Below are 11,964 nucleotides of genomic sequence, written 5' to 3'. Positions count from 1 at the left end.
TCGTGCGGCGTCGCCGGCGCTGCCGCCCGGGCCAGCAGGGGGACCAGTTCGGGCGGGCCGGACCGGCCACCGTTGAGGAGCGCCTCCGCGGTGGCGTCGTCGAGAAATCGGGAGTCATCGGTACCCATGTCGTCTCTTTCAGCGCCGGAGCGCCCGAACGTGTCACGCACGGTTCGGTCCCCTCCTCGTCCGTCCCGCCCGCGAACGCGGCCGACGCCTGCCTCACCAGGCGGCCCGCCAGGGTCCGCAGGCCGCGGTACGCGGCCATGCGCACGGCGCCGGGTCGCTTGCCCAGGATCTCGCCGGCGCTCGCGGCGTCGAGCCCCATGACCGCCCGCAGCAGGACCGCCTCCGCCTGGTCGGGCGGCAGCGAGGCGATCAGCGCGAGCGCGGCCTCGGTGCCCAGCGCGTCCATGGCCCGTGCCTCGGTGTTCTCGTCGGCGGGCAGGTCGGCGAACTCCTCGCCGGCGGTCGGGACGGCCGGCCGCCGGCGCTGGCGACGCAGGTGGTCCAGCGCGCGGTGCCGGGCGATCGTCACGGCCCAGCGCCGGAACCCGTCGCCGTCACCCTGGAACGAGCGGATGTCCCGGGCGATCTGCTCCCACGCCTCGGCGGCCACGTCCTCCGCGTCGCCCCCGACCAGGCCGGTCAGGTAGCGCAGCAGGCCGGGCTGCAGATGCCGGTAGACCGAGCGGAAGCCGTCCTCGTCGCCGAGGCGCGCGCGGGCGACCGCGGCCGTCAGGTCCGCCGGGGGTTGGGGGTTCACCGGCGACATCATGCGTCATGTGCGGCACCGGGAAAAGTCCTCGTCCGAGTGGCGTCGGCTTTCCGATGGTTCCGACTTAGGCGGTACGCACCCAATGTCGGTGCCGCGTGAAGGTTCCCACCGGCGCATCGGGTCGATGCAGGTCGGAGCCCGTCCGCCCGGCCCGTACCACGAATGTATGTGATGGAATCGATGCGTAGGGTCTGGTATTGCCGCAGAGACCCCCCACTCTCAGGAGGCAACTGGGCTCATGCCGCTCGGCGACTCCATCACCGACGGTTTCAATATCCCCGGTGGCTAGGGCCGGGCACGCTCGGCGACCACGATCACGCCGGCTACACCGGATGGCGCGTCGACCAGATCGACGCGAACATCGTGAGCTGGCTGCACTGAACCTTTGCTGAACTGTCGTGGGACCTCTGTGGAACCTCTGCTGCAACACGACTTCCGCGGTGATGTCGGCCCTCGACGGCGCTCAGCCGGCGGGCCGCCGGTGCCAGAACTGGCGCGGGGCGAAGCCGTCGCGGCGCAGCCAGTGCTCGGTGTAGACGATCCGCTCCGCCTCGACGACCACGAGGGTGTCCGCCGGCGGTTCGGACAGCGACAGGCCCCGCTCGGCGTGCTCGTTCTCCCACCGGAACGCCGGCCACCAGCGCTCCCGGTCGGGGTCGTCCGGGCCGAGCACGCGGGCCGTGCCGAACACCTGCGCACCCCGACTGCTGGCCAGCCCAACGAGCGGCGCGAAGATGCCCACGGACACGCGCGGGTCGGCGGCGATGTTGCGCATCTTGGGGGAGCGCGGCGCGGCGGTGAACAGCACCGCGAAGCCCAGCGGGTAGTAGCGCACCGGCGTCGCCAGCGGCCCGTCCGCGCCCATCGTCGCGAGTACACACATGTTCTGGGACGACAGCAGGTGGAGGATGCGCTCCTCCAGCAGGGGGCGGTCCAGCCGCCTTGTCGGGGTGGGACCGGACAGCCAGGGGAACGTCTGCGGAGCCATCCGCCCAAGGCTAGAAGGCCACCGGGTCGCGGATGATGGGGCAGGTCATGCAGTGGCCGCCGCCGCGGCCGCGGCCGAGTTCGGCGCCGACGATCGTGATGACCTCGACGCCGGCCTTGCGGAGCAGCGTGTTCGTCAGTGTGTTGCGGTCGTAGGTGAACACGACGCCGGGCTCCAGGGCGACCGCGTTGTTGCCGCTGTCCCACTGCTGGCGCTCGGAGGCGTACACGTCGCCGCCCGTCTCGATGACCCGCAGTTCCCGCAGGCCGAGTGCCTCGGCCACGACGTCGACGAACGCGCGCGAGCCGTGGTCGATGATCTCCAGGCCCGGTGACCTGTCCGCGGGCCGCAGGGAGAACGTGTGGACGGCGTCCATGATCGTCGGGTACAGGGTGACGATGTCGCGGTCGGCGAACGTGAACACGGTGTCCAGGTGCATCGCGGCCCGCAGCTTGGGCATCCCGGCGATGATGACGTGGTCGGCCGCGCCCTGGGCGAACAGCGCCGCCGAGACCTGCGAGATGGCCTGCCGCGAGGTGCGTTCGCTCATGCCCATGAGGACGACGCCGTTGCCGACGGGCATGATGTCGCCGCCCTCGAACGTCGCCTGGCCCCACTGCCGCTCGGGGTCGCCCCACCATACGGTCGAGCCGACGAAGTCCGGGTGGAACTCGTAGACCGCCTTCATGAGCAGCGTCTCGTCGTGGCGCGCCGGCCAGAACAGCGGGTTGAGGGTCAGGCCGCCGTAGAGCCAGCACGTCGTGTCGCGGGTGTAGAGCGTGTTGGGCAGCGGCGGCATCAGGTACTCGCGCGCGCCGGTCGACTCGCGGGCCATCGTCACGTACTCGGGCCGGAAGCCCTCCGGCAGGTCGCTGGTGGCCAGCCCGCCGATCAGGAACTCGGCGAGCTTGCGGGGTTCGAGCGACTCCAGGAACGTGCGGGTGTCGTCGACGAGCCCGAGCCCGACCTCGTTGGGCACGATCTTCCGGTCGAGCAGCCACGACTTCGCCGCGGGGATGGCCACGGTCTGGGCGAGCAGCTCGTGCAGCTCGACCACGTCGACGTCGCGCTGGCGCAGCTTGTTGACGAAGTCGGCGTGGTCGCGCTGGGCGTTCTCCACCCACATCACGTCGTCGAACAGGAGGTCGTCGGCGTTGGTCGGGGTGAGCCGCCGGTGGGCCAGGCCCGGCGCGCAGACCAGCACCTTGCGCAGCCGGCCGACCTCGGAATAGACGCCGTAGCTCGACGAGACGGGCTTGTCCTGCGTGCTCACGCTGGCCTCCTTGGCGCAGTGGTCGGGGTCAGATGCTGATCCAGCCGGCGGACAGGGCGACGATCCCGACGACCGCGCCCGCGACGGAGATGACGAACAGCACGAGCTCGCCGGGGGAGAACAGGCGTCGGCCCTGCTCGCGGCGTGCGATGGCGAACAGGATCGTGGCCGGGGCGTAGATGATGAACGACAGGAGTACGAACTTCAGGCCGGCCGCGAACAGCAGGAACAGGATGTAGCCGGTCGCCACCACGCCGATGGCCAGCTGCTCGCCGGTCCCGCGCGCCACCCCGGCGCGGCCGAGGGCCACCTTCACCGCGTACGCCGCCGCCAGCAGGAACGGGATCAGGGTGAGCGCGCTGGTCAGGTCGAGGGCGAAGCTGAACGCGTCCTCGGAGAAGAGGGTGACGACGAGGAACAACTGCGCCAGGACGGTCGACATGACCAGGGCCGGGACGGGCACGTCGGCGGCGTTGACGCCACGCAGGAAGCGCGGCATGTCGTTGTCCTTGGCGGCGACGAACAGCACCTCGGCCGCCATGAGCGTCCACGCCAGGTACGCCCCGAGCACCGAGATGATCAGCCCGATGCTGACGAAGACCTTCCCCCAGGTGCCGACGGCCTCCTCGAGCACGCCCGCCATCGACGGCTGGCGCAGTTGGGCGAGCTCCTCCATCGGCATGATGCCGTACGAGACGACGGTGACCGAGGCGAAGACGGCGAAGACCGACAGGAAGCCCAGGATGGTCGCGCGGCCCACGTCCTCGCGGCGCTGGGCGTGCCGGGAGTACACGCTCGCGCCCTCCACGCCCAGGAACACGAACACCGTGACCAGCATCGTCCCGGCCACCTGGTCGAACAACGACCCGTACGCCTCGCCCTTGAAGTTGTCGGCGAACACCTTCGGGTCGAGGTAGAACAGCGCGATCAGGACGAACACCAGGATCGGTACGAGCTTGGCGACGGTGACGATCCGGTTGATCGCCGCGGCCTCCTTGACGCCCTGTTTGATGAGGAAGAAGAACGCCCACAGGCCGACCGTCGACAACCCGAAGGCGAGCAACGTGTCGCCCTCGCCCAGCGCCGGCCAGACGGCGCCGACCGTCGACATGATGAGCACCCAGTAGGTGACGTTGCCGACGCAGGCGCTGGCCCAGTAGCCGAAGGCGGAGAAGAAGCCGGGGTACTCGCCGAAGCCCGCCTTGGCGTAGGCGTAGACGCCGGCGTCGAGCTCCGGCTTGCGTACCGCCAGGGTCTGGAAGACGAACGCGAGCATGAGCATGCCGGAGCCCGCGACGACCCAGGCGATCAGTGCGCCGGCGACGCCGGTCTCCTGGGCGAAACGGCGCGGCAGGGAGAAGACGCCGGCGCCGACCATCGAGCCGACCACCATCGCGGTCATGGTCCAGAACGTCAGCTTGGCCGTCGTCGGCGTCTGCGCGGGTCCGGTCGTGGTCACGATGGCGGCACCTTTTCAATCCTGAAGCCCGTGATCCCGTAGAGCACGCTCAGGCCCGGGCTGGCGTAGTTGAAGATGGCGTAGGGCAGGTACGACAGCGTCGGCACGCCCAGCACGGCGCCCATGAACGCGCCGCACGAGTTCCACGGCACGAGCGCCGACGTGACCGTGCCGCTGTCGGCGGCCAGGCGGGACAGGTTCGTCGGCGCGAGCCCGCGCTTGGCGAACTCGACCCGGAACACCTTCGACGGCAGCACCAACGCGATGTACTGGTCGCCGGCCACGATGTTGAGCCCGAAGCCGCAGGCGAAGACCGTCGCGAAGAGCCGCCCGGTGCTGCGCGCCGACCGGATCATCGGGTCGACCAGGCGCGCGATCAGCCCGAACTCCTCCAGGATCGCGCCGAACGTGACCGCGCCGATGATGAGCCACAGCGTCAGCAGCATGCTGTCCATGCCGCCCCGCGACAGCAGCTGGTCGATCTCGGCGATCCCCGAGCTGATCTCGAAGCCGTTGGCCATGGCCAGCCAGATGCCCTTGATCGAGCCGACCACGGGGTTCTCGTCGCTGCCGACGAACCCCCGCATCACGTCCGCCTGCAGGAACGCCCCGAGGACCCCGGCGAACAGGGCCGACGCCATCAACGCGAGCGTCGCCGGCACCTTCCGGATGGACAAAAATGCCAGGAGTACGAGCGGCAGCAGGTTCCACGCCGTGATGCGGTAGATCCCGTCGAGGCTCTGCAGCTCGATCTCCTCGCCGACCGGGTTGTGCACGTCGGGCGCGCCGGTCAGGCTCAGGATCAGGAACACCACGAATGCGATGATGAACGCGGGGATCGACGTCCAGGCCTGGCGCTTGATGTGCGCGTGCACGTCGACGCCCACCAACTGCGCGGTGAGCACGGTCGTCTCGGACAGCGGCGAGAGTTTGTCGCCCAGGTACGCCCCGGAGATCACCGCGCCGGCCGTGATGGCGGGGGTGACGCCGACCATGGTCGCGACGCCGACCAGTCCGACGCCGATCGTCCCGGCGGTCGTCCACGAGCTGCCGATGCTCATCGCGATGACGCCGCAGATCAGGGCGGTCGCGGCGTAGTACCACGACGGCGACAGCACCTGGATGCCGTAGTAGACGAGGGTGGGGATGGTGCCGGACAGGTTCCACACCCCGATCAGCGCGCCGACCGCGAGCAGGATCAGCACGGCGCTGGTGATGGACGTGAACGCGGCTCGCGCGGCCCGCTCGACGTCGGCCCACGTGTGGCCGTTGCGCATCCCGATGAGCGCGGCGACGAGGACGCACAGGATGAGCGCGACCTGGATCGGGCCGTCGAGCGCGTCGAGCCCGAACAGCGCGAGCGACCCGGCGATGAGGCCGGCGAGGGAGACCAGCGGGATCAGCGCGTCGGCCAACGACGGCTCGCGCACGGGCCGGGGCTGGGGCTGGGGCTCTTCCGGTTCGGTCATCCCTCCCTCCCCGCGTGATGTGGACGGTATGGAACTGATACTCAGTATTGCGGGGTTGCTGGCGCTTTGATCAGCTATTACCGGAACCGGGAGCGTTGCGGCTCGGTTGGTGGCCTGGCTGTGCGCCGCATCGGCCGTGGCCGGGCTTGGCCCTGCGCCACATGTGCATGTGTGGCGGCCTGACCGCGGGGCTGCACGCCAGATGTTCACATCTGGCGAGGTCGCCGCCTTGCGCGTTCGCCAGAAGTGAGCTTTTGGCGGGGTTGGGGTGGGCGCGGGCCGCCAGATGTGAGCTTTTGGCGGGGTTGGGGTGGCTACGGGTCGCCAGATGTGAGCTTTTGGCCCGGGGTTGGGGTGGGCGCGGGCCCCCAGATGTGCACTCTTCGGGTGTCCGGAGCTGGCTGCGTCTTTCGTGGTCGTCATCCTGAAGAACGCCGGTGTGCGTCGCTACCGGGTGACGGAGCCAGCGGCGGTCCGGGGACCGCCGCTGGTCGGAAGTGCCGATGGCGCTACGGCGCGCTGGCGAGGACGCGCTCTAGTGCGGGGTCAGCACTTAGCTCCCGTGCACTTCGCCGGCTCGGGTCGCGACTCCTCCGCGCGCTCCGACGCGTTGAAGAACGCGGCGAGCACGATCGCGATGACGAACCCGATGAAGAGGTTCTTCACGGTTACCTCCGGTAGTGGCCCAACAACCGTCAGTTGCAGAAACGGTACGGTCTGTAAGACCGGACGCACCGTGATCACGCATGAGTGAACGGGTTCAGTCACCGTCGGTGGAGGTTGGCAATTCCCTAGTGACTAAGTAGGGTATACATCGCGCCCATCGAACCTCCGAGAGGACACGGCCATGGCCTACCAGATCGGCGACACCGTCGCCCCGTTCACGCTGCCCCGGGCCGAGGGTGGTGACCTGACCGTCGACCCGTCGGCGGCCCCGGCGACCGTCGTGGTCTTCACGGCGAACCACTGCCCGTACGCGCTGGCGTGGCACGAGCGCGTACAGCAGGTGGCCCGCGACTACGCCGACCAGGGCGTCGCGGTCATCCAGATCAACCCGAACAACCAGGTCACGCACCCTAACGACTCGACGGCGGCCAGCGCGCGGCGGGTCGCGGACGGCCACTTCGCCGGGCCGTACCTGCGCGACGAGCCCCAGGAGGTCACCCGCACGTGGGGCGCGGAGAAGACCCCGGACGTGTTCATCGTCGACCGGTCCGGCGCGCTGGTCTACCGGGGCGCCCCGGACGCCGACCACGACGACGAGTCGCAGCGGGCGACCTACATCCGCCAGGCGCTCGACGACCTTCTCGCCGGCCGGCCCGTGGCGCTGTCCGAGACGCCGCCGAAGGGCTGCGGCGTGAAGTGGCGCACCGAGACCGTGACGATCGGGTCGTGACGACCATCGAGCTGCTCGCCTGGTCGGGCTGCCCGTCGCACGAGGAGGCGCGCGAGCGCCTCCTCGTGCTGCTGGGCGAGCTTGGCCGGCCGGACGTCGAGGTGCGCGTGCGGTGGGTCGAGACCGACGAGGAGGCCGCCGAGGTCGGCTTCGTCGGCTCGCCCACGTTCCGGTGGCAGGGCAGCGACCTGCTGCCGCCGGACGCGGCCGAGCACGTCGGGCTCACCTGCCGCGTCTACCGCCGCCGCGACGGCCGCTTCTCCCCGCTGCCCGACCCCGAGGACCTGCGCGACGCGGTGGCCCGGGCGGTCACCGACCGCGCAGGACCTTGACGGCGATGGCCGGGGAGAGCAGCTTCTGCGGCGGGTCGATCAGGTTCGCGACCCGCAGGAACGCGCGGCCCACCGAGGCGTCGCGCGCCGCGACGCGGTGCAGCCGGCCGATGTACCAGTTGAGGAACCTCACCTGCCCGGTACGCGGCCCGACGACGCTGTCGAAGCGAAGGTCCGCCGTGACGGAGATGCTCCACGGGATCGCGACGATCTTCGCCGCCGTCCGGAAGTACCGCCGGGGTAGGTCCTCCCGCCCGGCCGCGAGGCACTCGCGCAACGCGTGCGCCTCCACCGCCGCGGTGGTCATACCCTGGGCGTACGCCGGATTGAGCGCGCACAGCGCGTCCCCGACGACGACCAGTCCGGCGGGGAACCGGCGCAGCTTGTCGTAGCGGCGCCACGTGCTGGCCGGCAGCCGCATGCGGTGCGGCGCCTCGATCTGCTCGGCGTCCGCGATGACCCGGTGCAGGTCCGGTACGGGCAGCCCCGCCGCGTACTCCAGGTAGCCCTCGGGGTGCAGCGGCGCGACGTCGTCGCCCATGCCCATGAGGGTGACCATCCACCGGTCGTTCTCGACGCCGAGGACGACGCCGCCGCGCGGGTTGCCGGCGGCCAGCCCGACCACGACGCACGCGCCGTCGAAGTCGTCCGGCTTGCGCCGGTAGCTGGCCGAGACGTAGGTCAGGCCCGCGTCGACCTTCTCCTCCTCGGGCGCGTCGTAGCCGAGCTCGCGCAGCCACGTCGGGCCGCGGTTGGTGCGGCCGCTCGCGTCGACCACGAGATCGGCGTCGAGCACCGACGGGGTGCCGTCGGCCAGGACGCGCACGCCGGTGACCGTCGTCGCGGCGTCGTCGGCGACCAGGCCGGTCACCTCGGCGCCCGTGACGATCGAGACGCCGGTGAGACGCGTGCGGACGTACCACTCCAGCAGCGGGCGGCTCACCGACAGACAGATCATGTCGGCCGGCTCACGGCGCATGAGGATGCCGTCGTTGATCCAGGCGACGTCGCGCTGGGCGTCGCAGAGCACCGCGCCGTGCTCGCGCACGAGCTCGTCGGTGAGGCCCGGGAAGAAGTCCTCCAGGATCTCGCGGCCCCGGGCGAGCAGGCCGTGCGCGTGCCGGCTCTGCGGCACGGCGCGTCTGGGTAGCGGTTCGTCGGGCAGCGCGTCCCGGTCCACGACGGTGACCCGGGCGAAGGTCTCGGTGAGGACCCGGGCGGCGAGCAGGCCGGCCATGCTGGCGCCGATCACGACCGCGTGCCCGGTTCGCTGTGCGTTCATCTCTGGCTCCCTTGTGAGGTTGTCCGTCACACGGTGGGCCAGGGTCCTTGCCGTCGACTTGGCGCGCGCTTGGGCGCGACTTCGCGCGCCGACGGGATCGGGTGGCCCGCGACGAGCAGCCCGTCCGGGTCCACGGCGGCCCGGATCGCGCGCAGCCGCGGCCATGCCGCCGGGTCGTAGCCGGCGCTGACGTCGCCGCGCCCGGCGGTGAGCGCCAGGTAGCGCCGGCCGGTCGCATAGGGTGCGGCCGCCTCGAACAGGCCGCGACTGCCCGGCCTCGCGACGAGCAGGAACGCGCCGTCCACATGGGACACGGCGCCGCCCGTGGGGAGCGGTCGACCCAGCGCCCCGCCGAGGTGGCGCAGCTCCAGCCCGCCGGTCCCGGCCGCGGCCAGCAGCGCCGCCACCCCGGCCCCGTCGAGCTGGCGCAGCGCCAGCGACTCGCGCCCGTCGTCGGGGCGGGGTCCCTCGGGCTCCAGGTGCAGGCGGGCCAGCGCGGCGGCCGGGACCCGCGCGAACGTGTCGACCTCCGGCCGCAGCCCGCGCAGCGGCGCCAGCGCGGCGCCCGCCGGCCCGAGCACCGCCCCGTTGACGACCAGGAGCTGGCGACCCCTCAGGTCGGTCAGGGCACCCGGCGCCGGCATCACGCGCGCCGCGGTGGTCACCGTCTCCGGCGCGCTCGCGGCCCAGTCAACCCAGGCGGCGAGTACGCGCTCAGCGCGCGCCGCGTCCCAGGCGAGCAGCCCGGCGTGCACCTCGGGCACGGGGTGCAGGGCGAACTCGAGCGCGGTCACCACCCCGAAGTTGGCGCCCCCGCCGCGCAGCGCCCAGAACAGGTCCGCCTCGTGGTCGGCGTCGGCCCGGACCGCGTCCCCACCCGCGGTGACCAGCTCCACGGCCGTGATCGCGTTCGACTGCAGGCCCAGCGCGCGGCCGTACCAGCTCAACCCGCCGGACAGCGAGAACCCGACCACGCCGACGTCCGGCGCGGCCGGGTGCAGCGCGGCGAGCGGCGAGACCGCGTCGACGACGTCGACCCACAGCATGCCCGCGCCCACCCGCGCGCGCCGGGCCGCCCGGTCGACGCTCAGGCCGGTCATCGCGGCCGTACGCAGCAGGATCGTGTCGTCCAGCGGGCCGAGCGCGTCCGCGTGGTGGCCGGTGCCCTGCGAGGCGACCCGCAGCCCGACCGCGCGTGCCGCGCGCAGCAGCGCCGCGACCTCCGCCGGGTCGGCCGGGTACGCCACGGCGGCGGGCCGCTGGTCGACCGCCGTGTTCCACGCCGTACGGGCCAGGTCGTACGCGGGGTCGCCGGGCAGGTGCACCGCCCCGCCGCACAACCCGCGCAGCGTCACCTGGGCGGCCGATGGCCCCACCGGGCCCTCCCATCACCGTGATTGTTCCGGTGGTGACGGTGCCCCGGGGCACTTGGCGGTGACTTACCGCCGACTGACCTTAAGGTCAGCCCGCGAGGCCGCGCTCGCGCAGCGCGGCCAGGGTCGCGCGGACCAGGCTCGGCGTGGTGAGCAGCGCCTGCGCGATGGCGAGCTCGTCGGCACCCGCGGCCGCGAGCTCCGCGACCCGCCGCTCGGTGCGCGTCAACCCCGCCCCCTCGGCGGGCGGGGGCAGCGGCACGCCGAGCGCCTCGAGCCGGGCGCCCACCGACGCGCGCAGCCCGTCCGCGCCGCACCGCTGCGCGATGTCGTAGGCCTCGACCAGCAGCGGCGCGGCGTCGTCACCCAGCGCGGCCAGGGCGGCCAGCGCGCGGGCGTACTCCAGGCGGGCGCGGCCGCCGGCCAGCAGGTCGACCGCCTCGCGCAGCTCGTCGGCGCCCGCGTCGCCCTTCGCCTCGCCCAGGACGCGCAGCGTCCGGCCCACGAGGCTCGGCGTCCCCCACACCCGGGCGGCGGCCAGTTCCGCCGCGAACAGGTCGAGCGCCTCGTCGCGGCGGCCGAGGCCGAGCAGCGCCCGGCCGCGCAGTGTGCGTGTGGGCCGCCAGACCGGGTTGCGGGTGGCCCGCTGGACCATGCGGACCTCGTCCAGGGCGGCCAGCGCCGCGTCGAAGTCGCCCTCCACGATGAGCAGGTGTGCCTGCGCCTCGCGGAACAGGCGCAGACCGTCGCCGAAACGCGCGCGTTCGTCGCGCACGCGGTCGACGAAGGCCCGCGCGCCCGCGACATCGCCCTGGTCGAGCATGATGCCGATCGCGTACGCCTCGCCGTAGGGCACCCCGATGTCGGAGCCCCAGGTCAGCGACAGCTCGTTCGCCGTGGTGACCGACTCGAGCGCGGCGCGCAGCTCGCCGCGCTCCCACTCGGCGTACCCGCGCCACAGGTGGGTGGCCAGCGCGGTGAACATCGCCCCGCGCTCGTGGGCGTGCGCGAGCGCGCCGTCCCAGAACGCGGTCGTGTCCTCCTCGGCCAGGTGCAGCACGATCCCGGCGACCACCCACAGCAGCCCGGTGTCCACCTCGATGAGGGAGCCGTCCGCGAGCGCGAACCGGGCCAGCTCGACGGCCCGCGCCCGGTCCGTACCGTCGACCAGCGCCTCCCAGGCGAGGTCGGCGGCGAGCATCCGGGCGCCCGGGCCCTCGCCGGAGACGACCGGCTCGCCGATCCGCCAGACCTTCGGGTCGATGTCGTGCATGTAGCCGCCGATGCGCTCCAGGCCCCACAGCCCCTGGCGCTCGTCGACGAGGTCGTCCGGCAGCTCCCCGGCCGCGCGGGCCGCGAACGCCGTCGCCGACCCGGGGGTGCCCGCGAAGACCATGGTGCGGGCCAGCATCTGCGCCACGGCGCCGCGCCGGGCCGGCTCCTCGATCAGGTGGTACGCCTCGCGCAGGTGGCCGATCGCGGCGGGCCCGTCGCCCATCGTCTCCAGGCGACCGAGCTCCAGCAGGATCGCGGCGCGCGCCTCGGCCGGCGGCGGTTCGAGCAGGGCGCGCCGCAGGTAGCGGGCGGCCGCGTCGGGCGCGGCCCGGTCGGCGG

General features: G+C 72.5%; 10 protein-coding genes. 2 read left to right on the top strand and 8 right to left on the bottom strand.

From position 1 onward, the window contains the following. From ABD211_RS33810 to nhaC, 5 genes are all read right to left on the bottom strand, one after another. Window positions 1–766, bottom strand: a 766-nt coding sequence (locus ABD211_RS33810) for an RNA polymerase sigma factor (RefSeq protein WP_344140730.1), incomplete at its 3' end; no start/stop codon positions are given. 475 nt (window positions 767–1,241) lie between these two features. Then, window positions 1,242–1,766 (bottom strand): pyridoxamine 5'-phosphate oxidase family protein, encoded by a 525-nt coding sequence (locus ABD211_RS33800; RefSeq protein ID WP_344140728.1) that lies wholly within the window; start codon window positions 1,764–1,766, stop codon window positions 1,242–1,244. A gap of 10 nt (window positions 1,767–1,776) precedes the next feature. Further along, entirely contained in the window at window positions 1,777–3,039 is a 1,263-nt protein-coding gene (locus tag ABD211_RS33795) for an arginine deiminase (protein WP_344140726.1), read from the bottom strand. A 28-nt stretch (window positions 3,040–3,067) separates the two neighbouring features. Then, window positions 3,068–4,498 carry a basic amino acid/polyamine antiporter gene (locus ABD211_RS33790; RefSeq protein ID WP_344140724.1) on the bottom strand — a complete coding sequence of 477 codons (1,431 nt, stop codon included), beginning with the start codon at window positions 4,496–4,498 and terminating at the stop codon, window positions 3,068–3,070. Next, window positions 4,495–5,967, bottom strand: coding sequence for a Na+/H+ antiporter NhaC (gene nhaC, locus ABD211_RS33785; RefSeq protein WP_344140722.1), 1,473 nt, complete (start codon window positions 5,965–5,967; stop codon window positions 4,495–4,497). The genes ABD211_RS33790 and nhaC overlap by 4 nt, the downstream gene beginning before the upstream one ends. A gap of 847 nt (window positions 5,968–6,814) precedes the next feature. Between nhaC and ABD211_RS33780 the strand changes: the two genes are divergently transcribed. Next, on the top strand, window positions 6,815–7,363 hold the full coding sequence (locus ABD211_RS33780) for a thioredoxin family protein (RefSeq protein WP_344140720.1): 549 nt from the start codon (window positions 6,815–6,817) through the stop codon (window positions 7,361–7,363). Further along, entirely contained in the window at window positions 7,360–7,695 is a 336-nt protein-coding gene (locus ABD211_RS33775) for a hypothetical protein (protein WP_344140717.1), read from the top strand. The genes ABD211_RS33780 and ABD211_RS33775 overlap by 4 nt, the downstream gene beginning before the upstream one ends. Here ABD211_RS33775 and ABD211_RS33770 read toward each other — a convergent pair. The 3 genes from ABD211_RS33770 to ABD211_RS33760 all read right to left on the bottom strand — a co-directional run. After that, a complete protein-coding gene (locus ABD211_RS33770; RefSeq protein ID WP_344140715.1) occupies window positions 7,673–8,977 on the bottom strand; it encodes an FAD-dependent oxidoreductase in 1,305 nt (434 codons plus the stop codon). The genes ABD211_RS33775 and ABD211_RS33770 overlap by 23 nt on opposite strands. A 26-nt stretch (window positions 8,978–9,003) precedes the next feature. Next, window positions 9,004–10,353, bottom strand: a complete 1,350-nt coding sequence (locus ABD211_RS33765) for an FAD-binding oxidoreductase (RefSeq protein ID WP_344140713.1) — start codon at window positions 10,351–10,353, stop codon at window positions 9,004–9,006. Window positions 10,354–10,438: 85 nt separating this feature from the next. Further along, a partial coding sequence (locus ABD211_RS33760) for a hypothetical protein (protein WP_344140711.1) occupies window positions 10,439–11,964 on the bottom strand: 1,526 nt, incomplete at its 5' end.

The sequence above is a fragment of the Luedemannella flava genome (assembly GCF_039528515.1).
GTDB classification, from domain to species: domain Bacteria; phylum Actinomycetota; class Actinomycetes; order Mycobacteriales; family Micromonosporaceae; genus Luedemannella; species Luedemannella flava.
The sequence above is the reverse complement of the archived record's forward strand: the minus strand, read 5'-3'. Positions and strand labels throughout refer to the sequence as shown.

What these genes read in the sequence shown, in the direction of transcription:
- ABD211_RS33770 (WP_344140715.1), bottom strand. Translation starts at nt 8,977, where the DNA reads ATGAACGCACAGCGAACCGGGCACGCGGTCGTGATCGGCGCCAGCATG.
- ABD211_RS33800 (WP_344140728.1), bottom strand. Translation starts at nt 1,766, where the DNA reads ATGGCTCCGCAGACGTTCCCCTGGCTGTCCGGTCCCACCCCGACAAGG.
- nhaC (WP_344140722.1), bottom strand. Translation starts at nt 5,967, where the DNA reads ATGACCGAACCGGAAGAGCCCCAGCCCCAGCCCCGGCCCGTGCGCGAG.
- ABD211_RS33780 (WP_344140720.1), top strand. Translation starts at nt 6,815, where the DNA reads ATGGCCTACCAGATCGGCGACACCGTCGCCCCGTTCACGCTGCCCCGG.